The following is a 26,197-nucleotide window of genomic DNA, read 5'->3' as shown; positions in this document are numbered from 1 at the left end:
CACTTAGTCTCATCTACAACAGGGAGGCATTATACACATATGAAAAAATGGTTATTAGCAGGATCACTTATGATGAGCGCAGTATTACTCGGTGCATGTAGTCAAGAGACAGAAGGTGAAGCGACAGAACAAAAAACGCTCGTCATGGGGACGAGCGCCGATTACTTCCCATATGAATTCGTTGATACGGCAAACGGGGATGCGATTGTCGGATTCGATATTGAAATCGCAGAGACGATTACAGAACGTCTCGGTTACGAATTGAAGATTGAAGATATGGACTTCGGTAGCTTACTCGGAGCCTTGAACAGCGGGCGTGTCGACTTCGTCATGGCCGGGATGACACCAACAGAAGAGCGTAAAGAGAATGCGGACTTCTCAGACATCTATCTATCCGCGACAAACTTGATCATGACAAAAGACGAGTCCCTTCAGGCAATCGAAGATTTGTCTGGTAAGAAAATCGGTGTCCAAACGGCTTCGATTCAAGAAAATATCGCTAAAGAACAAGCAGCAAACGCTGAACTCGTATCGTTGAACAAGATCCCTGAAATCGTTCAAGAGTTGAACACAGGTCGAATCGATGCAATGGTCATCGAAGACACGGTCGCACAAAAGTATTTAGACCAAGATGACAGCTTCTATACATTCGCTTTGAAAGAGGATGGCGAAAAAGGATCAGCTGCTGCCTTCAAATTAGATGATGAGTTACGCGACCAGTTCAACGAAGAGTTGAATAAAATGATGGAGTCAGGTGAAATCGATGAATTGGTGAAAAAATGGTTTTCGATGGAGCCAACTGAATGAGACAAATCGAGCTTCCGATCTATCCCGTCGTTTATCCGACGGGACATCGGTTAAACCAAAATGAAAGTCAGTTCCCGTTACCTGACCGTATCAAGAGTCAGCTTGATTCGTTGACGTATCATGACTTACACGAATATCCGGTCGAACCGATCAATGAATTGTTCGAACGCTACGCTGCGTACGTTGGCGTCACACCCGAGCAATTACTCGTCGGTTGTGGGAGTGATGAGATGATTCATGTCGTGACGCAAGCATTGCTCGCACCACATGACATCGTCTTGTCTCCGGCACCTGACTTTTCGATGTATCCAATCTTCACGACCATCGCACACGGTCATCATGTTCAAGCCGTTGATTTATCGTATGAGGGAATTCTAGAGGCGATTGAGACACATCATCCAAAACTTCTTCTCCTATCGAATCCGAACAATCCAACCGGAAAGCTGTGGACCATAGAAGAGTTGACGCATCTCGCCTCACTCGTGCCATATATCGTGGTGGATGAGGCCTATATGGACTTCACACCAGATGCGAGCATGATCCCGTTCATTGCCACCCTTCCGAATCTCATCGTCCTTCGCACGATGTCAAAAGCGTTCGGATTGGCAAACGTACGAATCGGATTCATGGTGACAAACTGCGAACTCGCACACTATTTCCGTCAATTCATCCCACCGTTCAACATTAGCGGGGTGAGTGCAAAGATTTGCAACATCTTCTTAAAAGATGCGACTTATCTTCAAGAAACAATCGAATGGCATGACGAGATGCGTCAAAAGTGGGCATCCGCATTTAATTCAATTGGTCATGTCCTACCTGCCTCGACAAACTTTTTGTACATCGAACTCGAGCAACCTGAAGCGGTATGGACGCATTTGACCGCATTGAACGTACACACGTCGAAACAACCGACGGGGATTCGGGTGACGATTGGGGACGAGGCGGCGCTTCATCTTGCACATACAGCTATTCAACAGTACATGGAAACAAGTCATGTAAAAAACTCCTGAACCTCGTGTTCAGGAGTTTTTGTCAGTCGATCGTCTTGATCACACGCGCCGGATTTCCTCCGACGACTGTTCGAGATGGCACATCTTTTGTGACGACCGCACCGGATGCGACGACGACCTCATCCCCAATCGTCACACCGGGATTGATAATCGCCCCTCCACCGATCCATACGCGGTCGCCGATGGTCACCGGCTTCCCGAACTCATATCCGGAGATCCGATCGATCGGATCGATCGGATGTGTCGCCGTATAAATATGTACACCCGGTGCGAGCATGCAGTCATCCCCAAACGTGATGGGACAGATGTCTAGGAAGACACAGTCAAAATTCGCATAGAATCGATCTCCTAAGTGGATGTTATACCCATAATCACATTTGAAGTTCGGCTCGATATAATATGACCCTTTCGTCGATCCGAGTAACGCACCAAGAATCTCTTTTCGTTCTTCCAAATCATCGATTCCAGAACGATTGAATTGTTCAGTTAATCTCCGGGCATGCTTCCGATCTGCAACGAGCGTTTCATCACCAGCTAAATACAGTTCACCACGAATCATCTTTTCTTTTTCCGACATCATAATCCCTCCTTAAAATTAGTATAGAGGATTTTTCAAGGGTTTAGGGAATAGAGACAAGGATGAGCAGAAGGAGGCAGATCACATGAAACGAATACTGGAATGTCGAGCAAGTGATTTTATCACGTTTAATCGTCAAGATTTAATCGATTCGATTCGAAAAGCAGAAGGTCGAACGGTCATGGCCGAGGTCATCCCGACGGTGCAGCCGTTGTATCCAGAAGTGACAAACGCAGAACTAGCACGAGCATTCGGTGTCGACTTGATTTTATTGAACATGATCGATGTGTTTCATCCTTACATTAAAGGACTTGAAAGTCATGCATTATTCGGGGAGATGCCGGGTGATGAGATGAGCGATCATCCGATTCTCGAACTAAAACGACTGATTGGATTGCCAATTGGAGTCAACTTGGAACCTGTTGATTTTTCAGAGAAGTCGTCCGAGATGAATGAAGTAAAACGAGGCAGACTCGCTTCAATCGAAGCGTTCCAAAAAGCATCGGAGCTCGGGTTTGACTTCGTCTGTTTGACAGGCAATCCGAATACCGGGGTCACGAATGAAGCAATCGAACAAGCAATCATCCAAGCACGTCGTGAATTCGCAGGGGGCATCATTGCCGGGAAAATGCATCAAGCCGGTGCAGGCAATGTGTTGGACCGCGACGCGTATATCCGCTTCGTCGAAGCTGGCGCAGATATCATCCTCCTTCCGGCTCCAGGCACTGTACCTGGCGTCCGTGAAGAATCGTTTCACGAACTCGTTCAGGAATTGCAAGTGCTCGGTGCTCTCACGTTAGCGGCGATTGGAACGTCACAAGAAGGCGCAGATGTCGAGACCGTTCGGGAGATTGCACTCTCTTCAAAACGAGGCGGAGCGGATATCGTGCATATAGGTGACGCCGGACTGTCCGGAATTGCCGTACCAGAGAACATTCAGGCACTGTCCATTGCGATTCGCGGACGACGCCATACGTACATTCGCATGGCCGCCTCGGTCAATCGGTAACACAAAAGAGGAAGGAGCGCGTCTCCTTCCTCTTTTATTTACCATTCCGTGACGTCTCGACGTGGTTTCGCCGGTGTGGTAGTACCGTGACGCTTGGCGAGTAACGCTTCCACATCCTCTAAACGAACACCTTTGGCTGCTAACAAGACGAGTAAGTGATACAGAAGGTCGGCTGACTCTTCAACCAAGTCTTCATCCGTCATAGCAGCAATGACGACCTCGAACGCTTCTTCCCCGAACTTTTTCGCGATTTTTTCAACGCCTTGTTCCAATAAATAAGTCGTATATGAACCTTCTTTCGGTTCATTTTTTCTAGATTGAATCAATTGTTCCAATTCATGAATCATACGTTCACCTCCGTAAAGAAACAGCTTCGATTACCGGTATGACACGTCGGGCCGTTCGCATGAACACGAACGAGAAGCGCATCCTGGTCACAGTCGATGTGGATGCTGACGACGTCTAGTGTATTCCCGCTCGTCTCCCCTTTCATCCAAAGCCGACCTTTTGAACGAGACCAGAACGTGACGACCCGTTCACGAAGCGTCTGTCGGATTGCCTCATCATTCATATATCCGAGCATGAGGACCGCCCCGTCACCGTTTGACACGATGATGGCGGGAATCAGTCCATTTTCGTCGAAACGAACCGCATCGGCAAGTTGTGACTCGTGCATACGTGCTTCACCTCTTCTACTGTCGTTTTTCGGTCATGTAAGATGGATGCAAGTAATGCGGCATCGACTTTCTCAAGCGCTTCGACTACGTGCTCGGCGTTCCCTGCCCCACCGGATGCGATAATCGGAATATCGACGACTTCACGAAGTTGTTCTAAAATCGCAAGGTCATAACCGCTCTGCTTTCCATCTTGGTTCATGGACGTGACAAGAAGTTCACCCGCCCCAAGCGCGGCCACTTGTTTCGCCCATTCGACCGCCAACAGGTCCGACTTCTGTTTTCCACCATATGTGTACACATAATATTCGTCATCTTCAAACTTTACGTCGATTGCGACGACGATACATTGCGAACCGAAACGATCGGCCGCTTCACGAATGAGACTTGGGGATTCTACAGCGAGCGTGTTCAACGATACTTTATCCGCCCCTGCTTTTAATAGTGACGAGATATCCTCGAGTGAACGAATCCCGCCACCGACCGTCAGCGGGATGAATACTTTCCGTGCCACCGCACTGACGACATCGAGCATCGTCTGGCGACGTTCCGTACTTGCCGTGATATCGAGAAAGACAAGTTCATCGGCTCCGGACTCATCGTAATATTTCGCGATTTCGACCGGATCACCGATGTCTCGTAGTTGTACGAACTCAATCCCTTTGACGACACGACCTTCTTTCACGTCAAGACATGGAATAATTCTGCGTTTAAGCATAACGCGCCTCCCATTCAATCAGTTCTTCGATACTCACCTTACCGGACAGGAGTGCTTTCCCGACGACAGCCTCATCAATTTTCGCCATCTTCAGCTCCTTCACGTCCTCTTCAGTCGTCACACCGCCTGAGGCGATCAATGTGACGTTGACGATTTGACGTAACGCCTTCATGCGAGAAACGTTCGGTCCATTCAGTTTCCCATCGGATCCGATATCGGTATATAGAATCGTCTCGATCCCCCGTTTGACAAGGTCTTGTGCGACCGAGATGTCATCGAGTTTTGTCGCTTCCTGCCATCCGTTAATGGCGACCTTCCCGTCATAGGCATCGAGTGCAACAGCGATTCGTTTGCCATACTTTTCAATCGCCTTGTCTAGAAAGTCAGGATCCGTAAACGCCTTCGTCCCTAAAAGGACGCGATCCGCACCGGTTTCCATCACAGCATCAAGTGCGGCTTCTGAACGAATTCCTCCTCCTGTTTGGACAAGGAACCCTAGAGACTTCGCATAGCGGACAACGTCTAAATGACGCGGTTCACCTGCCTTGGCCCCTTCTAAATCAATCAAGTGAATCATCGGGACCTTCCCTTGCCACGCTTTTAATAATTCATACGGATCTCCGTATTGTTCTTCCGTAGAAAAATCACCTTCCGTCAAACGGACGATCTTGCCTCCAATCAAATCAATGGCGGGTAGTAATCTCACGCTCGACCGCCTCCTTCCATTCTTGAAGTAAGCTGAGACCAAATGTCCCGCTCTTTTCCGGGTGGAACTGCATGCCCGTCACGAGCCCTTTTTGAACGATTGCCGGAACTTTCTCACCCATATAATCAGCTGCCGCCACGATGTAATCGTCGGCCGTCACGGCATGGTAAGAGTGGACAAAATAGACATCCTCATCGCGAAGGATCGAGTTCCATCCAACGTGTGGGAGACGCTTCGCTCGCATCCGTTCGACCGTTCCCGGAATCAACCCGAGACCTTTTGTCGGCATACCTTCCGTGCTCGAATCAAACAAGAGCTGCATCCCAAGACAGATCCCTAAAAACGGCTTTTCCGTCGCCATCTGTTGCAATAGTGGGATAAGACCCGTCTGTTCGAGCGATTGCATCGCTTGCGGGAAGGCACCGACCCCAGGAAGTAAAACGGCATCCGCCTCTTCAATTTGATTTGCATCGTTCGTGATCACGACGTAGCAACCGATGGCTTGTAACGCACGTTCGACGTTAAATACGTTTCCCATACCATAATCGATGACCGCTACTTTCATCCTTCGATCCATCCTTTCGTAGAAGGGAGACGGTTCGTCCCATCGCTAGAGACCGCTTCGGCAAGCGCTCGTCCGAACGCTTTGAACAACCCTTCAATCATGTGATGTGAGTTCGACCCGTACAGAACAGAAAGGTGAAGTGTGAGTCGACCATTCATGGCAACGGCACGGAAAAATTCCTCAGCGAGTTCGGTATCAAAGTCACCAAGCTTCGGATTGTGAATATCCGCTTGATAGACGATAAATGGGCGTCCTGACACATCAATGACCGCTCGCGCTAACGTTTCATCCATTGGCATGTAACTTGACCCGTAGCGGCGAATTCCGACTTTATCCCCGAGTGACTTGGCGATGAGCTGACCGAGTGCGATCCCGACATCCTCGACCGTATGGTGGGCATCGACCCACGTATCGCCTTCGACTTTCACGTCTAAATCTATCTGACTGTGAAAAGCGAGCAACGTCAACATGTGATCGAAGAAGCCGACCCCCGTTTGAATGGAGCTTTCACCCGTTCCGTCTAGATTTAATCGAATGTCAATTTTCGTTTCTTTCGTTTCACGTTTTAGTTCAGCTGTTCTCAACAGAATTCACCTCTTCAATCGTTTGTCGGATCAAGGCATACGCCTCGTCTGTCCCTGCACTGACACGTAGTCCATCGGGAAAAGCACGTACATGGACCCCTTTATCAAGGAAGCGGGATGCCCATCCTTCACTATCATCCGTTTTGACATAAATGAAGTTGGCACGGCTCGGTAAAATCTCACCGACTGGTCGTAACAACTCCGTTAACTTTTCACGTTGCGCCATATGGAACTGAATCGACTCTTGAATATAAGATTCATCTCGTAAGACGACGTTGGCGACAGCGGCACTGAGACCACTGACATTGAATGGCGAACGGAAGCGGTCAATCTGTTCGATGATTTCTTCAGATGCAATCATGAAACCAATCCGGAGGTTCGCTAGACCGAACGCCTTCGATAACGTCCGTAAAATGATGACGTTCGGATATTCGTTCAAGCGAGACACAAATGAGTCCTTCATTGTGAAATCAATATACGCTTCATCCACGACGAGGTACGGTACATGTGCCGCAATGTCAGACAATTTGTCTAGTGTCCACATCTTTCCGGTCGGGTTATTCGGATTCGAGATCAAGACGAGTTTAGGGTCTGTTGTTCGAATGACTTCAGCCAACGTCTCGTAACGCAAACCCTGTTCGTCCGGTTGTGTGAAATGCCCTCTGGCAATTTGTGTATAAATGCCATACATCGAAAAGTCTGGGGCCGGTGCGACCACACGGTCTTCCGTATCCAAAATCGCCTGACTCAAGATGGCCAATAGCTCATCGCTCCCGCTGCCGACCATGAGTTGCGTCGGCTCGACTCCCGCATAGTCAGCATAGCTCGCTTTTAAAGCGAGCAATTCTTCGACTGGGTAACGGCTGAGTGCCTCGAGTGATACGTCTCGAATAGCTCGTTCGAGACGTTCTGGTAACGGATATTGGCTTTCATTTTGATTGAGCGCATATCCCGAAGCGGCATGAGGTACATAGCGTGGGATATTTTGATAATTTCGTCTCATATGTCCTCCATCCGAACAGCCATCGCACGGGCGTGTCCTTCTAATTGTTCTTGTTTGGCGATTCGAATCGCTGCCTTTGTAATCGTCTCATCAAGTTCTGTCATCTCAAGGAACGTCTGACGGCGATAAAAATCATCGACCGATAGTCCACTAGAGAAGCGGGCCGTCCCGCTCGTCGGCAAGACGTGGTTCGGTCCAGCGATATAGTCTCCAAATGCTTCGGCTGCCTCATGTCCGAGGAAGAACGAACCACCGTGACGGATTGTACGCATCAATGCCTCAGGATCTTTGACGGCCAACTGGACGTGCTCCGCGGCCATCGTATTCGCGTACTCGATCGCATCCTCGATTGTCCGGTACAAGACGCCGCCACGCTTCAACGATTCTCTCGCAATGTCTTGGCGTGGTAATAGCACTAATTGTCGCTCAAGTTCTTGCTCGATTTGGTTGCGGAGTGTTTCTGACGTGACAAGCGCAATCGCAGTCGCCTCGACGTCATGTTCCGCTTGTGCGAGCAGGTCGGCGGCAACCCACTTCGGGTTCGCCGTCTCATCGGCAATGATCAACACTTCGGATGGTCCGGCGACGGAGTCGATACCGACGATGTGTGAGACGAGAGCCTTCGCCGTCGCGACATATGCATTTCCTGGGCCGACAATCTTGTCAACTTGACGAATCGTTTCTGTCCCGTATGCGAGTGCTGCCACGGCTTGGGCCCCACCGACCAGAAAACACTCATCGGCACCTGCAATTTTTGCTGCAATCAAGAGGGAAATGTCAATCCCATCTGCTTTTGGTGGGGTGACCATGACGACTCGTTTGACGCCAGCTACTTTCGCCGGAATGATGTTCATGAGGACGCTCGACGGATAGACGGCAGTCCCACCCGGTACATAAACTCCGACCGAATCAAGTGGCATATAGCGTCTCCCAAGGCGGAACATCGTATCTTCGAACACATCGTCTTGTCGGACTTGACGCGCGTGAAATGCACGAATCCGTTCCGCCGCTAATGTAAGCGCCTCTGTCAATTCAGCATATGCGACTGGCGGATTAAAGCTGGCCAAATCGACCGACTCAATTCGGTCGACCCCGTCGAATTGTTTCGTCCACTCAAGCAGCGCTTCGTCTCCGCGGGCCTCGATCGATTCCACGATCGGTTTCACGGCTTCGGCCCAAGCTTCGCGCCTTGAGCGATTCGTTTCTGTACTCATGCGTTCTCCTCCTGACTCATCTTTCGAATCCAGGCCTTCAATTCGTCAGGCTGTTCCGCTAAAGCTGTCTCACTCGTGATGAATTTTGCATTGATTGAAAAAATCGTCTCGTATTCTTCCAAGTCGTTTGCAGCCAACGTCGCGCCTGTCTCGACGATGTCGACGATGCAATCAGCGAGTCCCGTTAACGGAGCCAGTTCGACCGACCCGTTCAACGCGATGACTTCTACGTTTTGTCGCTTCGATGCAAAGTGTGATATGGCGATATTCGGATATTTACTCGCCACTTTCAATTTCTTTGTGCCGTTGCGTCGAACTTTTGGACCACAGACGGCCATTCGACAGCGACCGAACGGTAAATCGACGACTTCGAGTACGCCTGGCGTTTTTTCTCGTAAAATATCACCGCCGACAATGCCAACATCTGCCGCTCCATGCATCACATATTTATAGACGTCGTCCCCTTTGACGAAAATGAATTCATGATTTCCTGCTTGTACCGTCAACTCACGTCCCCGCTTCTCTGGCCATATGGGTAAGTCACGTTCGACAAAAAATTGACGGGCTGCTTTTTCAATCCGACCTTTCGCGACCGCTACTTTCATTTGATCACCTCATCTAACTGTTCTAAATCGAGCGACATGCCGAACGCTCGTCTCGAGTGTCCAAAATGTCCATACAGTGAATCATATCGTCCTCCTGAAAGGACACGCTTGCCTTCAACACTTCCCGTCACGGTCAATCCTGAATAGTAATCAAAGTCTCCCGTTTGACCGAAATCGTAAGACACCTCTAATCCGATAGTACGTAAGTGTTGCACCGCCTCGTCCACTTCACCGATGGCTTCTTTTAAAGACTCTGGTGCCTCAGACCGTAATTCTTCGAGTGCAGAATTCCCGATTAAAAAGGGCAGCTTCGCAATCAACGGATAGCGATACGTCTCTGCTAATTCACGTAATGATTCTAAGTTTCGAAGTGCTAAGATTTTTCGGAATGTCCGTTCCTGAATCCCTGTCTCTTTCGCGATGAGCGAGATGACGGCTGCTGACCCAATTTTGATGGTCAAACGTTCGGTAGGCAGGACTCCTTCCGTCATATCGAGAAAGGACTCAATCAGATGACTGTCCTTCTCTTCGCCATCGACCCATTCGAGTCCAAGCTGTTGCCGTTCATGGGGTTGCCCGGAATGTTTGACCGTCCGACGATAGACGGCACCAGCGTAAGCGACACGCATCGGTTCATGACCGTCTGCTAACTTTCTTGCGATTTGTAGTGTATAGTCAGGGCGCATGACGAGAAGTTCCCCGTCGTTCCCGAACAATCGATAATAGGCTGACTCGTCAAAGAGCGCTAAATTTTGATAATGTGAATAGTATTCGAGAAGCGGTGGATCGATGACTGCGTAGCCGCTCGACTCTGCCTTCTCTAAAAATGACAACATCCATCGTTTTGGACGGATGACATCTCCTGATTGAAGTTCATACCAGCCTTCTGGAATCGAACCTTTTGAATTTGACCAAATCATCATAACCACCCTTTATCTTGTTATCACTTTACCAAACTAAAGTATTGTGTTAAATTTATCAAACAGATAAACACCTGTCAACCAAATGAACTGAAAAGGACGTGTAATCGATGTTTAACTTTACCCACGATGGCCATGTGCATACCCCTTTTTGTCCACACGGTACAAATGACCCGATTGAACACTATATTCAAGTCGGAATCGAAAAAGGCCTGCAAACGATGACGTTCACAGAACATGCGCCTTTCCCCCCATCGTTCACCGACCCGGTCCCGAATCAAGACTCGGCGATGTCGATTGATCTACTTCCAGAATACCTCGATACGTTGCATCAGATGAAACAGCAGTATCAAGCGGTTATCGACATTAAAGTTGGATTAGAAGTCGACTTATTGCCTCATTTAGAGAAAGAGACCATTGCCTTACTCAAGCCTTTCGCACCATTGATTGATGAAGTCATTTTATCGCAGCATTTCCTATATAGAGATGGAGCCTATATGCCGATTGATTATTCTGCCGAGACGTTTGATGAACTCATCAAAGCGTTTGGCTCATTCGAGAGCGTCATGAGAGCTTATTATGAGTCGATTGAACAGGGTCTCTCATTTTCGTGGGAAGACATCCGTGTCGCTCGTATCGGACACCTCGATCTCCCGATAAAGTATCAAAGAAACTATGAATGGGACCGCTCAAAAGTAAAAGAGGAAGAAATACGTCTGTTACAGATGATTGCCGACCGGGGATTCGGACTTGACTTCAACACGGCCGGACTCAGAAAACCGGATTGTGGGGTACCTTACGTCGCCGGACTTGCAAAATCCGCGAACGACCTGCACATCCCGTTCACGATGGGTTCGGATGCGCACCTCGCTCAAGATGTGGCGGCTGGATTCGACTTCATTGAACAAAAAAAAGCCACGTTCCTATGAACGTGGCTTTTTGACAGCGATCTAGCTATCTAGATCCCCATGCTTATGGTTGACAACGATATGGCGTTCCATTTCTTCATCTGTAAACATCATACCATAAGGAATAAAAGATGCAATAAAAAATTGGGTGAAATGGTTCACCCAATTGAGATCACATTGCCGCATATAATGTTTTCAAGTCGTTTGTCGCTTCCTCGTCCATTTGAATGGCCACGAGTTCAACGTATTGGAGCGCTGGATCTTGATCTTTCGACAATGCGACAATCTCAGCAGCCGCCTTATCTAATGCCAACAAGATTCCTGATACACCAAGCGTCGGATAGTATCGAAGGAGTGCACGAACATGTTTAATCTCTGATACTTCATTTCCGTTAATGGTTAATGATTTGACGGCAAGCTCCTTGTGCATGCCAATCGCAAATTTATCTTCCCACACTTCTTCGAGTGTGATCAACGCCTCTACTTCATATGCACCATCTGTAAAGCGAACGAGTTTTTCCATGTGTAAATTCCCCTCTCTTGAATCTACTTTTATTATATAAGAGATTTTAAAGAGTATATTGTGAAATATTGAACATTATGTGTAAAGTTTGTCTCACCACATTTTGAACAAAAAAAAGGCCCCTCCGAGGAGGGGCGAATAATGGAAGAGTAAAACACCATTGGCAGTACATTAATAATATATCATCTAATGAAAACGTTTACAATGTATTTTTGTACATTTTTTCAAGTGGCATATGTAACACTTCAATCCCGCTTTCACGCATCAATTCTAACCCATCCCCATGCTCATAACCGACAGCATAAACGACTCGCGCGACGCGTGCCGCAATTAAGGCGAGTGAACAGGCATGACATGGTGAATGCGTGACATACGCCGTCGCACCAAATGCATTCGTTGAATCGGCAGCGAGTTTTCCAATCGCGTTGATTTCCGCATGGATTTCATGTTGCTTCGACCAGTGATGGTGATCATATGGGTCTGTACACTTGATATATGTCACACCATCTCGGATGAGTCGTGCCGGTTCGTTGATCATATCGAGATCCGTCGATGCAACATAGTCGGCATGCTTATAGAACCCATCTTCTTGCTTGATATAGATTTCATTACAGTTCGTATGACCAGATGGTGTACCATTCAGGCCAATTGAAATCGGTTTTTCGTCTTTTACAATGACACAGGCTACACTCTTCGATGCACACTTCGAGTGCCGCTCGGCCATCATATCAGCGAATAATAACCACGTCTCATCCCACAATCGTTGCTTCTCCACTCAAGTCCCTCCTCGTAGAAAAAGAAAGTCTGATTGCTCAGACTTCCCCCTTAGTATCCAGTGTCCTTTGGTAGTTCTTTATTTTTCGAAGCGATCTCGATGACCTTCTCCTTCAATTCGTGCTCCATGCGGTCAAGTTCGCGCTCTGCGTCACGACGTTTTTGCTTCCCTTCTTGCTGGATGCGTAACGTTTCATCCAACGTAGAGAGTAAGTTCTCGTGAGCGACTTTCAGTGATTCAACAGAGACAATCCCTTTTTCATTTTCTTGAGCGATTTCAATCGATGAATCTTTGAGCATCTTCGAGTTCTGCTCAAGCAGTTGATTTGTTGTCTTCGTCACGTCCTGCTGCATACGAAGTGCCGTTTTCTGGCGCGTCAAGCTGAGTGCAAGAACGACTTGGTTTTTCCAAAGCGGAATCGTGTTGACGACCGCTGACTCGATCTTTTCAGCAAGGATTTGGTTATTCTGCTGAATGACCCGAATTTGAGGTGCCATTTGAAGGCTGATGGTACGACTCAATTTTAAATCGTGCAACTTTTTCTCAAAACGGTCCGCTAATTGAATCATATCGTTCAATTGTTGAAGCTTCGATTGATCTTTAGAAATTTCTACTTCTTGACGTAACGGGGCAATCTCGTGTTCCCGTACATGGTCAAGTTTTGTCTCACCCGCGGCGATATAGACATTCAACTCTTCGAAATATCGCTTGTTCTTATCATACATCTGATCGAGCATCGTGATGTCTTTCATGAGACCGAACTTCGCACGATCGAGGTTATGGATGACCTCTTCCAAATAGACGTTCATTTTTTCGAACTGAAGCTTATAGTTTTCAGCCTTCTTCTTCGCACGACCGATGAGCGGAATGTTATCCATGAAACTCTTTTTCTCCGGTTGAAGCATATCTGGGTCCATCTTACGGACGTTTTGCATCAAGTCAGACAACAGTTTACCGGCATCGCCGCCATCTTTCATCCGCACTTCCGTCAAAATTTGATCAGAGAATTGGGAAAGTTCGCGCTGGACATTCGACCCGAACAACATAACAGAGTCTGTCTTTTTAATATCAATGGATTCAGCCAATCGTGTGATGCGCTCGCGATGCTCTTGAGGCACGTCTGGTTTCGCTTGAATGGCTGGCACTTCATGTGACTGTGTAACGGATGACCATTCGACAGATGGGTCACTGAACCCCTCCATCTCCGTTTTTGTTTTCGTATCAGAAGTCAGTTCTTCTTCCGGCCATGACTGCCAGTTCGTTTCATTCGATGAAGTCATGTTTCTTTCTCCCTTCCGGCTGATCAGACAAGACGCGCTCCATCATGATCAGTTCACGTTCAAAGTCTACGGCGTCATCTTCAAGGAGACGTCCGCGTTGTTCTTTAAATTTATCGACAATTAGTCGCATATTTGTGATTAATTGTTCCCGAGTCTCTTCTTGAATGACGACTCGTTTTCCTTCAAGCTCTTTAAATTTCAAGACGACCGAGACGAGTGAATCTAAATAGAATGTGAACAGGTCTCGAACATGCTTTGCGTCTTGTGGATTTTCGAATAATTCTTCGAACAATTCGTGCGCTTCTTTCGAGACGGCCTTCATTTCACGCCTCACTTCTACATCTTTAATATCTGGAAGAACACGGTCGATTTGTTGTAACTTCTCATATCCTTGCTCAATCGTCCGTTGCAAAAATTGAAGCTCTAAATCGTCTGTCGCCTCGAACTGTCGCGTAGGCATCGGCTCTTCGATCGGTTTTAAAATCCTCGATCCAGAAAACGATTCTTCCTCATCGAGTAACAGTTTCTTCTTGGCACGTTTTGCCACCGTTGTCGGTGTACGTTGACGATGTTTGCGCTTGTTCGTCGACCATACTTCATTCAAGACGAGCGCCCCTACAATAATGAATAACCAGGAGAAATCGAATACGTTAATGGCAAAGTATATGACTGCCCCTGTCAGGGCCCATTTCATCCATGTTTTCATTCTTTTCACCTCATCTCATGTTACTTCTATTGTACATTACGAAACCATTCAACAAAAGTTTCGTCATCCCTATCATTTTAGCATAATAAAATTCGTCGATACCTCCGTCCACAGGTGTAGAATCAACTACCTATATCGACTACTTTCCCGTTGCGAGACGAAAAAAACCGTAGACTCATAGAGTCTACAGTTCGTTTGTTACGTGGTCATCCATGTTGAAACCATAACAATCGCGACGGTTACAGGAATGACATAGCGAATGAGTGCATGCCAGATTGGGTACAGCTTCACACCAGGTTTTGATGTTTCGATTTCATCCTTTAAGACGCGTTGGTCAACGACGTAACCGACAAAGATGGAAGTCAAGAGTGCACCCGTCGGCATTAAAATATAGCTGACGAGATAGTCCATCGTATCAAAGAACGTCCGACCGTTCCAAATCTGTACATCACTTAAGAGTCCGAATGACAGCGCGGATGGTACTCCCACGATGAAGACGAGAAGAGCGGCTGTCACCGTCACTTTCTTTTTCGTCCATGAGGATTTCTTTTCATTCAAACGATCGGTCACACCTGCGACGACGACTTCTAACATGGCAATCGATGATGTAATCGATGCAAAAGCGAACAATAGGAAGAACAAGACCATGAAGAATCCACCGAGCGGTACTTGATTGAAGACTGCCGGTAGAACGACGAAGAGTAACGCCGGACCTTCAGCCGGATCAAGACCTGATGCAAAGACTGCCGGGAAGATGGCTAGACCTGCTAAAAGTGAAACCGCAATGTTCAACAAGACAATCATGTTAGCCGACCGGTTCAATGTTCCTTTCGTCTTTATATAGGACGCATATGTCAGCATCGCTGCCACCCCTAACGATAAGGAGAAGAACGCCTGTCCGAGGGCAAACAATACCGATTCGCCAGTCAATGCAGAAAAGTCAGGCTGTAAGAAGAAACGAACGCCTTCCATCGCTCCGTCAAGCGTCAACGAGCGGACCACGAGAACTAAGAAACTGATGAACAAGAGTGGCATCAAAATTTTACTCATTCGTTCAATCCCTGCTTCAACGCCACGTAAGACAATTAAGAGTGTGATTAAGAGGAACAAGAATTGTCCGAGTACGGCAATTTCAGGTGTCGATACGACGTTCCCGAACACCTCACCAAATTCGTCAGCCGAACGTCCACTGAGCGTCCCACTTAAACCGAGTCCAATATAGATGAGGACCCATCCTCCAATGACACTATAGAAGGAAAGTAACAAGAAACAAGCAAGGACACCTAAGTAGCCGATAATGGTCCAACGGCCATGCCCTAACTGTTTGAAAGCAAGAAGCGCAGTCTTTTGAGTCGAACGTCCGACAATGAATTCTCCAATCAATAATGGCAGACCAAGTAATAATGTGAACGCCAAAAACATGAGTAAAAAGGCACCGCCCCCGCTCGTTCCGGTGACATATGGAAACTTCCAGATTGCACCTAAACCGATTGCTGACCCTGCGGCAGCTAGTATGAATCCAATTTTTGAGGCGAATGAATTTTGCGCCATGTTTACCCCTACTTCCTCTTTTTCATTTCATTTTCATAATAATAGTGAAATACTAACACGATTCCAAGATGAGGACAACAAAAAAACAGAGAAAAGTCTGAATACTTTTCTCTGTTGATGCTTTATGGCGTTAAAAACGTGAGGGCTCGCTCTCGAATCCGTATCGTCAAGTGATCGGTTTCGAAATGTTCACCATCGATATCAATGATTTGAGGTTCGTTTAACTCGACTTCAACATGTGAAGCCTGAAAGTGATTCCACTCCGCCGATTTTTGATCAAGACCGAGTTGCTGGGCTAACAATTGACGAATCATCGGAAATCCGATTGCCGAGCTGTGTACCACTTCTAACAGCCCGTCCGAAAACGATTGCGTCTCCAGTTTCGTCGGTACGGTCCCAAGATAGCTCCCGTTTCCTACATATAGAAAACTGACATCCCCTTCATAGAGCATCTCATCCCCACGTCGCAATCGAATTTCGAACGGGTCGGCTTCACGAAATTGGCGGATGGTCGCTAAAAAGTAGCCAATCGAACCTAACGATTCTTTCTCATTCGGATCGATTTGACGTGATGTGTCTGCAATCAATCCGACTCCGACGAAATTGAGGGCATACATCTCATCAACTTGAATGACGTCTACATGCTGTTCATGATGTGATTTGATGACACTTGCCGCTTGTGTTGGTTGAATCGGCAGTTCAAGTGCCCTAGCGAAATCATTGCACGTCCCGGCAGGAATGATGCCGACTGTCGGACGCTCGTCGCGCTCTAAGGTCATCAACCCATTCACTACTTCATTTAGCGTACCATCACCGCCAATGACAATCAGATGGTCGAACGGTTTACTTTCTTTCGCGAATCGAAGCGCATCCCCAATTTCCGATGTTTTCTTGATGATGATTTCTTCATAGAGCGACTCAATCGTTCCGATGACCTCTCCGAGCATCGTTTCGCTCGTGCCGGACTTCGGATTCGAAATAATCAAAGCTCTCATAGTAACCCTTCCTGTTCTAAGAAGTCTTTCGCTACATCGTATGCGCGTTCATTTCCGTACGCGACACGTCGATTCAATTCAGACATCTGTTCGTCTGTGATTTTACCTGCGAGCTGATTGAGCGCATCCTCGATTTCTGGATACTCTTCAAGTGTCTCCTCTTTCATAAGCGGTGCTCCTTGATAAGGCGGGAAGAATTGTCGGTCGTCTTCTAAAACGACGAGGTCGTTCTCGGCGATATCAGGGTCCGTCGCATAAGCGTCGACTAGATTGACATCCCCTCGTGCGATGGCGCGATAGCGCAATTTTTGCTCCATTGAGACGACAGACGGGAAATCAAGCCCATACTCGTTTTGAAGTCCTGGATAACCGTCTTCACGGTCGGTGAATTCAAGTGTAAACCCGGCTTGAATATCAGACTGTACGTTTCGTAAATCTGAAATAGCCGTAATGTCTTCCGCCTCGGCATAGTCACGTGGAATCGCGAGCGCATACGTATTATTAAACTGCATCGGTTCGAGCATCACGTATCCTTCTTCTGCCAGTGCCTCTCTCGCTTGTTCGTAAACTTCACCGGCATCGTTTGATTCAGGTGTCTCTTTGACGAGACTCGCCAGTGCCGTACCTGTAAACTCCGGATAAATATCAACGTCTCCAGATTGGAGTGCGCCCCATACGAATGTCGTCTCCCCGAAGTTCGGTTTCACAGATACAGTCAAATCTGTTTCTTCTTCAATCAACAACTTATACATATTCATTAGGATTTCCGGCTCTGGACCAAGTTTACCGGCAACGACAAGGTCTGTTTCTTGCGAACGACCGAACGCGAGCGGTGTGACGATGACCAAGGCGAGGACAGTAGAAACAGCAATCAATTTCGCCTTGTTTCGAGTCGCCGTCGCACCTTCCATCTGACGCAACAAGAAGTCAAATAAGAGTGCCAAAATCGCGGCCGGGATGGCCCCGAGTAAAATTAAGTAATTGTCATTCCGGTTAATCCCGAGCAAAATAAGCGTACCGAGTCCACCTGCTCCGACTAAAGCAGCGAGCGTCGCCGTACCGACAATCAGAACCATCGCGGTCCGGATACCAGCCATGATGACCGGTAAAGCAAGCGGGAGTTCAACTTTCATCAAACTTTGATTCGGCTTCATCCCACAAGCTCGAGCGGCTTCAAGCAACGATTTATCCACTTCGTTTAAACCGGTGAACGTGTTTCGTAAAATAGGTAGGAGCGCATATAAGACAAGCGCAATAATAGCAGGTAATGCCCCGATTCCAACGAGCGGAATCATCAAACCAAGTAAGGCAAGCGACGGAATCGTTTGAATAATCGCAGTGACACCAATGGCGGTTTCGGCGATTTTCTTACGGCGCGTCAGCCAGATTCCCAATGGTACGGCAATCAATACGGCAATCAAAAGCGATACGACAGAGAGCTGCAAGTGCTCAATCAGTGCCTCGACAAGCTGTCCTTGTCTATTTTGGAACGTCTCAAGCATCTAGCTCACCTCTTCCACGTTGTGTAAATTCTAAGACGAACGGATCTTCACTCGCCAAGATTTCTTCTGGTGTACCGACTAGCATGAGTTCCCCATCACGCATTAACGCGATGCGATCACCAAGCTTCATCGCTTCTTGCATGTCGTGTGTGACAAACAAGATCGTTTTGCCAAGTTCGTCATTCAAGCGCTTAATATCATCTTGCAATTGACCACGGCTGATCGGATCAAGCGCAGAAAAGGGTTCGTCCATGAGGATGACGTCCGGGTCTGCAGCTAAAGCACGCAACACGCCTACGCGCTGCTGTTGACCTCCTGATAATTCTGCTGGCTTTTTCGAGCGAAGTTTCGGGTCGAGACCGGCAATCTTCATCAATTCGGTCACACGGTCTTTCGTTCGTTCTTTTTTCCATTTCAAAAGCTCAGGTACGACAGAGATATTTTCTTCCACTGTTAAGTGAGGGAATAATGCAATCTGTTGGAGTACATAACCGATGTTTCGACGTAACTCAAAAATATCGAATTGATAGATTTCTTTTCCATCAATTAAAATTTTTCCGTCCGTATGATCGATTAATCGATTGACCATTTTCATCGTCGTTGTCTTGCCACAACCTGAAGGTCCGATCAATACGAAGATTTCTCCTTTATTTACTGTTAAGCTTAATTCTTTGACGGCTAACGTCCCGTCTTCATAACGTTTTGATACATCACGAAACTCAATCAACCTGATCCCTCCTCAACTATTTCCAAAATGGAAATTCAAATAGTAATTTGCCCGTTTCTCTACTTTGTTAAACAAAAAAAGGCTCTCCTAATTGGAGAACCTGATTTTTAGTATAGCGTTACTTCAATATGTCGACGCCCCCATTGGATCGCGTCCTGTTTTGAATCGACGAGTAAATCGACGATATGTCCTTTTATTCTACCACCTGTATCAAGGGCAATCGCATCACCGACACCTTGGATGTGGACTTTTGACCCTAAAGGAATGATGGCTGGGTCGACGGCGATAATTCGCATTCCGTTATAATAAATCGAATCAGTCACATCATGACCCGTGGCCGTTAATACACGACCGCCGTACGCCTTGTTATCCGCAACATCATTTGAATAAGCTGTCGATTCGACTGTAATGACTTTTTTAGATGTAGATACTGGTGTTGCACTGACTGATTGAGTGGCAGAAGCCGACGTTTTTGCAGCTGTTGCCTGTTCCGCTGCTTTCCGCTCTTCCTCCGCTTTTCGTTCTGCTTCAAGTTTCGCAAGTCTTGCTTTCTCTGCTTCTTCTTTTGCTTTCTCTTCCGCAAGACGTTCTGCTTCGATCCGTTTCTCTTCTGCGATGCGTTTTTCTTCAGCAAGTTTCTTTTGGCGGGCGATTTCTTTTTGTCGTTTTTCTTCAATTGCTTGGCGTTCTAGTTCAAGCGGGTTTTGTACGATTTTCTGTTCTGTCCCGATTCCGATCTGTGCAGCATCTGCCTGATCGATGAATGTGAACAACCCCATCATCGTAGCTCCAATGACGATCATATATTTTAATAATTTCATCGTAGTAAGGTCATCACCTTTCTCGTTATGTAACGAACAGATGTTAATTTACCACGAGAAGTCCCGTCAAAGTAGTGATTTTATCGAAGTGAAACATTCCTGACATATGACAAAAAAATCGGTTACAGATTGTAATAATTGAAATAAACGTTGATATTCCATGGGTTCACAAAAAAATTACAGATTCGTTACAATCAATCGTGTAACAAACCTGTAATCTTCCTGTCATGATTAACGCTTATTCATTTGGCTCAATTTCATACGTTCTGAGCATACCCCACGGTGCGACATCAACTTGAACCGTGAACGATTGCTTACCTTTTATCGCATCCATCTCATCTTCCGACACACGATACGAACCCATTTCTTCTATATAAAGAAGACGATCATAATAGTTTGCCCGAATGCCACCAAAAAACGGTTTCGACTCAATCCGATCGAGGACAGCATATCCATCTTCCCCTTCTTTAAAGGAAACATATACCGTTCCGGTTTCGACATCTTGTCGTCCTTTGAAGGCATCATATTCGAGATAGATGGAATCCCCAAAATAAGGGTCATACGGTTCGAACGAAGACCCTTTAAACGTGTACGTCTCCCCGACCCACGATATGGCATAGACAAGAATCACAAAGACGATGGCAATCAAGACTTGAGCAACCGGGACAAGCCAAACAGAAAATCGTTTCATGTCGTCACATCCCCTCTCGTTCGATTACGCCACCATAGTGCGAGTGACAACGCAAAGACGATTAACGCACCAATCAAGAAGAAGAGTGAGATGTCGAGCCGATCCCACACGTAGATGAAGTAAATTGTCATTTGAACGATTAAGAAATAGATGAAGGCGAAAATTGTCGGTCGTCGTGTCACGTCTTGGCGAATCAAGTAAGCAAGTGCAATCACTTCGATGATGATTGCCAGTAAAACTCCTGAATCTTCAAAGAGTGCAAATGGGATAACTGCCAGCAGACTTACCCACAGAAGATCATTCCGTCTATGAATCAAATAGACGGCAACGAGTGCAACCGACAAGAGTGTCGCTTCAATGACGGAAGGCGGTCTTTGAGAGAGCCAACTCTCTGTCACATTAATTAAATAACCAATTGATAGAACGGCCGCAATGAAGAGATACGTTGCTTGCCAAACTGCTTGTTTTCGATAGAACAAGAGCAATGCATGCAAGATGACGAGTGACCAAAGCGGCCACAGTCTTCCCTCATAATCGATATACTGACCGAAAATATTGAGAAGACCATAAAAGGTCAGCCATGCGAACGTGCGATCCAACGATTCATCAACGAAATGGAACCACGCCCATGTGACTATCAGTCCAAAAGCGATTAACGTCAGACCAATCCCTTCGAAACTGTTAGTGACGGCCATAAATGCGGTAATCGCAGAGAGGATGGAGAAGAAAACATGCTCATACAAGACGCGATGAAGTACGGCCATCGCAAAGATGATCCAGAACAATAGAGTCAATTGGCCAGACAGATTATACGTCGTGAAGATGACCGCCATGGTCGCGATAAAGAAAACGAACCCTAGTACACGTAACAGCGTGACATATCTTGGTGTTTTCAAGCGAACCCGCTCGGCAAAGACATAGAATCCAACCATAAAAAGAAGAAACAAACCGATTTTCAAAAGGTCGGGAATCGCTTGCCAGTTGGCTGCGACGAAACTGAATAGGCTAAGAGCCAACAAGATGGATCCGACAATGACCAAAACGGGCGGCTTGTGGTCATGTTGCTCACTAGCCGCCCGTCGTTTATGTTCATAGTCGACTAGTCTTAACCCCGTCGCTTCATCCAATAAACCCGCCTCTTGCCATTCACGTACTTTTTTGTCAATGGACACCTGAATCATCCCTTTCAGAAAAAGGTCAGCTGGCGCGTTCAATCAATTCCAATTCTGATTTTAGTAAAACTTGTTTCTCGAACTCGAGTCCGAGCTGTTGAAACTCTTCCATAATCGAGACGTCACCGATCACAGTATTGGTCAGTACGGCGGTCACTTCAGCGACCCATCCTTCACGAGTCGACTTCACGATATCACCTACGAGGAATTCTTCAGACACACCCATTCACTTCCAATCTAAATTTGTTTCTATCATTATAACGAAATTATAACCGTTTGAATACGTTTTCTTTTATCCGTTTAATAAATTGTGTCAAGAATTTTCCAGTAAGTCCCCAAATGATGTAGTCTTCATGCTCATAAAAAGGTTCTCTCATTTTAATTACCCGTTTTTCGTACGCTTTAGCATTCGCCAATCGATCAAGTGGAATATTTTGATCCGGACTCATCGTCCATTCCATTTCTCCGTGGAATGGATCAATCATGAGTAATGTGGAAATCGGTACGGTAAACAAATGATCGACCTCATCCGTCCCTTCTACACTTGGTACTTCCGATAGGATTCCGACAAACGGATAAATCAATTGGCGATGCGGCGTAGCAAGCGGTCGCAATTTGCCTACGACCTCTACTTTATCTGCAGAAACCTCTAACTCTTCACTTGTTTCTCGTATTGCTGCTTCAACGGGCGTCTCTCCTTTTTCGAGGCGTCCTCCTGGAAATGATATCTCCCCAGGCTGCTGTCGCATCGTGTGAGATCGTACTTCAAACACGACGTGCCAATCCTGATCAATCTGAACGAGTGGGATTAACACTGCAGCTGTTTGTTCATAATCTTCATCCATTGTAAAACTATCTCGAATCTGTTCTTCTGTGATCCATGGCTGCACAATGTTCACTCACCTTCCATCATCGAATATCATATACCGTTCTATACCCTACTTTTCGTTTAGTCGCTGCCAATGTCGGAAATATCATTATTAATGATAGGAGTTGATCAGCGTGGACGAACAAGTAGATGTATTGATTGTCGGCGCCGGGCCAACCGGCCTGACGCTCGGACTCACTTTAGCTAGATATGGCGTATCTTTTCAAATCATTGATCGTAAGACGACCCCGTCGGATAATTCACGAGCTATCGGGATCCAGCCGCGGACCATCGAAGTGTTTTCTCGTTTGGATGTTGCTCAAGAAGTGCTAGAACGTGCCCGAACAATTGAACGGGGGAATCTATATTTTTCGGGACAGTGGACAGCAAAACTTGAATTCTCCAAACTCGTGACCCCATATCCGTTCGTGACGTTATTACGTCAAAATGAAACCGAAGACATATTAGAACGTGCTCTACAAAAACATGGTCATGTTGTGAAGCGCGGTGAAACGTTGTCATCCATCACCCAGTACCCATCCCGTACCATCGCACATTTGACCGCTACAGACGGGCGAACTCGTGCTGTTGAAGCGAAATACGTTGTCGCCGCCGATGGAGCCAACAGTTCGGTTCGTCGGATGCTCGCCCTTCCGTTTAGTGGTAAATCGTTCAAAGAGGCTTGGGTGCTAGCCGATTTGAAGGCTGATTGGCCGATATCCCGTGAAGAGGTTCATATCTTTTTCTCGGATCGTGGAGTGCTCGAAGTCTTCCCGCTCACGGATGAAACGATTCGCATCACAGGAAACTTGAGAACGGATGAATCATTCCAAGAATCGGACCTTCAAGAATTGGTGGAACAACGCAGTCATATGCCGGTCCATATTCGCGACGTTGAATGGTTCTCCTTATTCCGCGTGCATAATCGCATGGTCGATACGTTCATTCACAACCGCATCATTCTCATGGGGGATGCGGCACATATTAACTCCCCGGTCGGTGGACAAGGGATGAACACTGGGATTGCAGATGCCTTCAACTTAGGTTGGAAACTATGGTTGCATCTCAAAACTGGCGCTCCCCATCACGTTGTGTCCACTTATCGGGACGAGCGGGAGCACGTAGCCCGTAACGTGCTACTGACGACGAATATCGCTACGGAGATGTTACAGACGACACTTCCGATGCTCTTACCGTTCCAAGCAATCGGTGCCGATGTCTTCACACGTGTCAATCTCATCAACCAAAAAATCACCGAACGGATCTCTCAACTTCATTTGTCGTATCCGAATGCGCTACGATTACCGTTTCGTCGCGTCGCGGAAGGAAAAATTTTTCCGGAGACAGAGATTTTACGAACGGATGACGGATTTCGGACTAAAATATCGGAAATCGCGGACGGACGGTTTCAAGTGCTTGTATTTGACGATGGGAAACGTGATTTGTCATCCATCTATGACTATTTGAACGAGAACCAACCGTTCATTCAAACCATCACCTTATCTAAGACGAGTCGCCCGTTCTTTGATCAAGGGAACGAACTTGCCAAATCCCTCTTTATGAAACGTGGCATACTAGTCATTCGCCCAGACGGTTATTTGTTGCATAAGCAACATCACGTTCGCCTAAAGCCGTTACAGGACAAGTTAGCTGTCTGGCTGCCTTCCTCTTAAACGTGTATAAATGGAGAGCCCCACCGAAATGGTGAAGCTCTCCATATCATTACTCTTCAACGTTTACATACAAAATCCCTGGTTTCGAGAGCGTCAAATCATAAAACGCTTCAAACGCCTCGATGTCCTCTAGTTTTCGAAAATCGATTTGATCTGTCTCTTCATTTGGAATGGCCACGATGATACCTTCCTCTGTCGATTTGATCATGCCCGTTTGTCCGTTATGAATTCGAATATAGAGTACTTGCTGATTTTCTAGTATTGAGATTGCCTCTCGTCTCGATTGAATCGGTTTTTTCATTTCATCCCTCTTTTCCATTTCAGTATACCGTTCGCTCCATATTGCTTTCAACTCGCCACACCATTAAACTTGTGTAAAGAAGGGGTTGAAGGCATTGGAAACATTATTGATCATCGCACTCGCCATTTTGTTTGTCATCTTGGTCACGATTCGAACAATTCGCAACTTGAAGTGGGTTCGTTTCGGTGAAGCATTCGGGAAACAAGGTGAAGAACTCTTAGGTGATTATCATTACTTGACCGAGCGGGGCATCACCTGTCGTGTGGAACAAGGACTTCCGACCGGCAAGTTATTAAAACCGCTCGCAAAAAACTTGGACGATCGCGTTGCACTGTTCGTACACCGAGATGATGCAGCAAAAGCAAGAGAACTTTTAAAATAAGAAGAAGGCCGAATGATTGGTATTCGGCCTTCTTCTTATTTATGTACTTGTCGCTCAGAACAATAATAGGCGATTTGTTTGACGAGCGGCTCTGTCAACGTCTCAAGGTTCGTTTTACTGATCACCTGATCCACCAGAGCGAATGAATCTCCACAATTCGCCTTAATTCGTTCTAACTTCAATCGTTCCGTTTCCGGGAAGATTAAAAACGAATAGACGGGAATTGCTTGATTACACTCTTTTTTTAATCGTGACCGCACTTGTTTGGTCATCCGTTCTAATTCCGTGACAGGATGAGGATAAACCTGTTTCCACCCCATCGAGGTCTCGGTTCGACATTCCCGGTTTGTCATATGGACGGGGGCTGGAGTTCGATTTAATTGAATCAAGAATACGCCTTTAGGTCCGACGAGCACGTAATGAACGAGATCATCCCCTAATTTGACTTGTTCAATCATCATCCAATCAAATCGGCATGTTTGTCTGATGTTTTCGACGAGACGATCTGTATAGCAGGTTGGTGCTTTCATCACTTCTTCTTTCACACGAAACAGCTTTTTTGTCTGTTGTTTGACTGGTTGTTTCTCCGTGGCCGTTAACACTTGCAACATAGACTCCACCCCCTATTCATTATTCGCTTGGACCGACTTGCTTTCCAAAGACCGCTTTTTCGAGATTTGAGATACGGCGTAACATGTCATAATTTGACGCAACCGGTTGTGCTGGTTTAACTGGTTCCGACGCAGGCGCAGGTTCTCGTCGCAACGAGTCGTTTTCTTTTTGAAGACGCTCGATTTCTTTCGCCATTTTTTCATAATCGCGAATGACGACATCTAAAAATTGATCGACTTCTTCTTGTGAATAACCACGTAACGCCGTCTTGAATTCTTGTTTATAAATCGCTTCTGCTGTTAATTCCGTTTGCATCAT

At 46.6% G+C, this 26,197-nt stretch carries 30 protein-coding genes and 2 pseudogenes; 6 read left to right on the top strand and 26 right to left on the bottom strand.

The window, feature by feature from the left end:
• The first annotated feature begins 39 nt into the window (after window positions 1-39).
• Window positions 40-807: a transporter substrate-binding domain-containing protein gene (locus GVY43_RS02895; protein ID WP_159562175.1), complete on the top strand. Its 768-nt coding sequence runs from the start codon at window positions 40-42 to the stop codon at window positions 805-807.
• Window positions 804-1,817: a histidinol-phosphate transaminase gene (locus GVY43_RS02890; RefSeq protein WP_159562174.1), complete on the top strand. Its 1,014-nt coding sequence runs from the start codon at window positions 804-806 to the stop codon at window positions 1,815-1,817. Before GVY43_RS02895 ends, GVY43_RS02890 begins: the two co-directional genes overlap by 4 nt.
• 22 nt (window positions 1,818-1,839) lie before the next feature.
• On the opposite strand, the gene GVY43_RS02885 is transcribed toward GVY43_RS02890, so the two are convergent.
• Complete coding sequence (locus GVY43_RS02885) at window positions 1,840-2,394, bottom strand: maltose acetyltransferase domain-containing protein (protein ID WP_305775281.1); 555 nt, start codon at window positions 2,392-2,394, stop codon at window positions 1,840-1,842.
• Between the two features lie 85 nt (window positions 2,395-2,479).
• Here GVY43_RS02885 and GVY43_RS02880 point away from each other — a divergent pair, with 85 nt between their 5' ends.
• On the top strand, window positions 2,480-3,403 hold the full coding sequence (locus GVY43_RS02880; protein WP_159562172.1) for a haloacid dehalogenase-like hydrolase: 924 nt from the start codon (window positions 2,480-2,482) through the stop codon (window positions 3,401-3,403).
• Between the two features lie 38 nt (window positions 3,404-3,441).
• On the opposite strand, the pseudogene hisIE reads toward GVY43_RS02880, so the two are convergent.
• The 9 genes and pseudogenes from hisIE to GVY43_RS02830 all read right to left on the bottom strand — a co-directional run bounded on the left by hisIE (window position 3,442) and on the right by GVY43_RS02830 (window position 10,392).
• Window positions 3,442-4,079 (bottom strand): annotated as a pseudogene (hisIE, locus tag GVY43_RS16010) (bifunctional phosphoribosyl-AMP cyclohydrolase/phosphoribosyl-ATP diphosphatase HisIE).
• Window positions 4,028-4,795, bottom strand: coding sequence for an imidazole glycerol phosphate synthase subunit HisF (gene hisF / locus GVY43_RS02865; RefSeq protein ID WP_159562170.1), 768 nt, complete (start codon window positions 4,793-4,795; stop codon window positions 4,028-4,030). Before hisF ends, hisIE begins: the two are co-directional and overlap by 52 nt.
• Window positions 4,788-5,501 (bottom strand): 1-(5-phosphoribosyl)-5-[(5-phosphoribosylamino)methylideneamino]imidazole-4-carboxamide isomerase, encoded by a 714-nt coding sequence (gene hisA, locus GVY43_RS02860; RefSeq protein ID WP_031423919.1) that lies wholly within the window; start codon window positions 5,499-5,501, stop codon window positions 4,788-4,790. The genes hisF and hisA overlap by 8 nt, the downstream gene beginning before the upstream one ends.
• Entirely contained in the window at window positions 5,479-6,066 is a 588-nt protein-coding gene (gene hisH / locus GVY43_RS02855) for an imidazole glycerol phosphate synthase subunit HisH (RefSeq protein WP_078146782.1), read from the bottom strand. Before hisH ends, hisA begins: the two co-directional genes overlap by 23 nt.
• On the bottom strand, window positions 6,063-6,650 hold the full coding sequence (gene hisB / locus GVY43_RS02850) for an imidazoleglycerol-phosphate dehydratase HisB (protein WP_159562169.1): 588 nt from the start codon (window positions 6,648-6,650) through the stop codon (window positions 6,063-6,065). The genes hisH and hisB overlap by 4 nt, the downstream gene beginning before the upstream one ends.
• Window positions 6,637-7,653: a histidinol-phosphate transaminase gene (locus GVY43_RS02845; RefSeq protein ID WP_159562168.1), complete on the bottom strand. Its 1,017-nt coding sequence runs from the start codon at window positions 7,651-7,653 to the stop codon at window positions 6,637-6,639. Before GVY43_RS02845 ends, hisB begins: the two co-directional genes overlap by 14 nt.
• Window positions 7,650-8,867 (bottom strand): histidinol dehydrogenase, encoded by a 1,218-nt coding sequence (gene hisD / locus GVY43_RS02840; RefSeq protein ID WP_159562167.1) that lies wholly within the window; start codon window positions 8,865-8,867, stop codon window positions 7,650-7,652. Before hisD ends, GVY43_RS02845 begins: the two co-directional genes overlap by 4 nt.
• Window positions 8,864-9,472, bottom strand: coding sequence for an ATP phosphoribosyltransferase (gene hisG, locus GVY43_RS02835; protein WP_159562166.1), 609 nt, complete (start codon window positions 9,470-9,472; stop codon window positions 8,864-8,866). The genes hisD and hisG overlap by 4 nt, the downstream gene beginning before the upstream one ends.
• Window positions 9,469-10,392, bottom strand: coding sequence for an ATP phosphoribosyltransferase regulatory subunit (locus tag GVY43_RS02830; protein WP_159562165.1), 924 nt, complete (start codon window positions 10,390-10,392; stop codon window positions 9,469-9,471). The genes hisG and GVY43_RS02830 overlap by 4 nt, the downstream gene beginning before the upstream one ends.
• A 110-nt stretch (window positions 10,393-10,502) precedes the next feature.
• Between GVY43_RS02830 and hisJ the strand changes: the two genes are divergently transcribed.
• A complete protein-coding gene (hisJ, locus tag GVY43_RS02825) occupies window positions 10,503-11,321 on the top strand; it encodes a histidinol-phosphatase HisJ (protein WP_074037146.1) in 819 nt (272 codons plus the stop codon).
• 151 nt (window positions 11,322-11,472) lie between these two features.
• Here hisJ and GVY43_RS02820 read toward each other — a convergent pair whose 3' ends face one another.
• From GVY43_RS02820 to GVY43_RS02760, 13 genes and pseudogenes are all read right to left on the bottom strand, one after another.
• The gene (locus tag GVY43_RS02820) at window positions 11,473-11,823 is read right to left on the bottom strand and encodes a hypothetical protein (protein WP_078146776.1); all 351 of its coding nucleotides are present in this window, start codon (window positions 11,821-11,823) and stop codon (window positions 11,473-11,475) included.
• A 199-nt stretch (window positions 11,824-12,022) separates the two neighbouring features.
• Complete coding sequence (locus GVY43_RS02815; RefSeq protein ID WP_078146775.1) at window positions 12,023-12,598, bottom strand: deaminase; 576 nt, start codon at window positions 12,596-12,598, stop codon at window positions 12,023-12,025.
• A gap of 50 nt (window positions 12,599-12,648) precedes the next feature.
• A complete protein-coding gene (locus GVY43_RS02810; RefSeq protein WP_159562164.1) occupies window positions 12,649-13,878 on the bottom strand; it encodes a toxic anion resistance protein in 1,230 nt (409 codons plus the stop codon).
• Entirely contained in the window at window positions 13,862-14,584 is a 723-nt protein-coding gene (locus tag GVY43_RS02805) for a 5-bromo-4-chloroindolyl phosphate hydrolysis family protein (protein WP_012726129.1), read from the bottom strand. Before GVY43_RS02805 ends, GVY43_RS02810 begins: the two co-directional genes overlap by 17 nt.
• Before the next feature lie 198 nt (window positions 14,585-14,782).
• Entirely contained in the window at window positions 14,783-16,135 is a 1,353-nt protein-coding gene (locus tag GVY43_RS02800; RefSeq protein ID WP_159562163.1) for a sodium-dependent transporter, read from the bottom strand.
• Between the two features lie 122 nt (window positions 16,136-16,257).
• Window positions 16,258-17,130: a diacylglycerol kinase family protein gene (locus GVY43_RS02795; protein WP_159562162.1), complete on the bottom strand. Its 873-nt coding sequence runs from the start codon at window positions 17,128-17,130 to the stop codon at window positions 16,258-16,260.
• Window positions 17,127-18,632: an ABC transporter permease/substrate-binding protein gene (locus tag GVY43_RS02790; RefSeq protein ID WP_074037152.1), complete on the bottom strand. Its 1,506-nt coding sequence runs from the start codon at window positions 18,630-18,632 to the stop codon at window positions 17,127-17,129. Before GVY43_RS02790 ends, GVY43_RS02795 begins: the two co-directional genes overlap by 4 nt.
• A gap of 10 nt (window positions 18,633-18,642) precedes the next feature.
• Window positions 18,643-19,359: pseudogene (locus tag GVY43_RS02785) on the bottom strand (ABC transporter ATP-binding protein); the annotation flags it as partial.
• Window positions 19,360-19,466: 107 nt separating this feature from the next.
• Entirely contained in the window at window positions 19,467-20,180 is a 714-nt protein-coding gene (locus GVY43_RS02780; RefSeq protein WP_230872804.1) for a 3D domain-containing protein, read from the bottom strand.
• A gap of 238 nt (window positions 20,181-20,418) precedes the next feature.
• Window positions 20,419-20,871, bottom strand: coding sequence for a GDYXXLXY domain-containing protein (locus GVY43_RS02775; RefSeq protein WP_159562160.1), 453 nt, complete (start codon window positions 20,869-20,871; stop codon window positions 20,419-20,421).
• Window positions 20,868-22,052, bottom strand: a complete 1,185-nt coding sequence (locus GVY43_RS02770; RefSeq protein WP_236548918.1) for a DUF2157 domain-containing protein — start codon at window positions 22,050-22,052, stop codon at window positions 20,868-20,870. The genes GVY43_RS02775 and GVY43_RS02770 overlap by 4 nt, the downstream gene beginning before the upstream one ends.
• Window positions 22,053-22,068: 16 nt before the next feature.
• Window positions 22,069-22,269 (bottom strand): DUF2187 family protein, encoded by a 201-nt coding sequence (locus GVY43_RS02765; RefSeq protein ID WP_012726121.1) that lies wholly within the window; start codon window positions 22,267-22,269, stop codon window positions 22,069-22,071.
• Between the two features lie 40 nt (window positions 22,270-22,309).
• Entirely contained in the window at window positions 22,310-22,933 is a 624-nt protein-coding gene (locus GVY43_RS02760) for a CoA pyrophosphatase (RefSeq protein WP_236548917.1), read from the bottom strand.
• Window positions 22,934-23,045: 112 nt separating this feature from the next.
• On the opposite strand from GVY43_RS02760, the gene GVY43_RS02755 reads away from it, so the two are divergent.
• Window positions 23,046-24,584, top strand: a complete 1,539-nt coding sequence (locus tag GVY43_RS02755; RefSeq protein WP_159562157.1) for an FAD-dependent monooxygenase — start codon at window positions 23,046-23,048, stop codon at window positions 24,582-24,584.
• Window positions 24,585-24,633: 49 nt separating this feature from the next.
• On the opposite strand, the gene GVY43_RS02750 is transcribed toward GVY43_RS02755, so the two are convergent.
• Window positions 24,634-24,885 carry a hypothetical protein gene (locus GVY43_RS02750; RefSeq protein WP_159562156.1) on the bottom strand — a complete coding sequence of 84 codons (252 nt, stop codon included), beginning with the start codon at window positions 24,883-24,885 and terminating at the stop codon, window positions 24,634-24,636.
• A 94-nt stretch (window positions 24,886-24,979) separates the two neighbouring features.
• On the opposite strand from GVY43_RS02750, the gene GVY43_RS02745 reads away from it, so the two are divergent.
• The gene (locus tag GVY43_RS02745; protein WP_074037157.1) at window positions 24,980-25,267 is read left to right on the top strand and encodes a hypothetical protein; all 288 of its coding nucleotides are present in this window, start codon (window positions 24,980-24,982) and stop codon (window positions 25,265-25,267) included.
• A gap of 35 nt (window positions 25,268-25,302) precedes the next feature.
• Here the strand turns inward: GVY43_RS02745 and GVY43_RS02740 are convergent, their stop codons facing one another.
• On the bottom strand, window positions 25,303-25,878 hold the full coding sequence (locus GVY43_RS02740) for an NERD domain-containing protein (protein WP_159562155.1): 576 nt from the start codon (window positions 25,876-25,878) through the stop codon (window positions 25,303-25,305).
• Between the two features lie 19 nt (window positions 25,879-25,897).
• Complete coding sequence (gpsB, locus tag GVY43_RS02735) at window positions 25,898-26,194, bottom strand: cell division regulator GpsB (protein ID WP_084543127.1); 297 nt, start codon at window positions 26,192-26,194, stop codon at window positions 25,898-25,900.
• Window positions 26,195-26,197: the final 3 nt, after the last annotated feature.

Origin of the sequence: Exiguobacterium sp. 8H (genome assembly GCF_902506255.1) — a bacterium.
In the GTDB taxonomy this organism is placed as follows: Bacteria; Bacillota; Bacilli; order Exiguobacteriales; family Exiguobacteriaceae; genus Exiguobacterium; species Exiguobacterium profundum.
The sequence above is the reverse complement of the archived record's forward strand: the minus strand, read 5'-3'. Positions and strand labels throughout refer to the sequence as shown.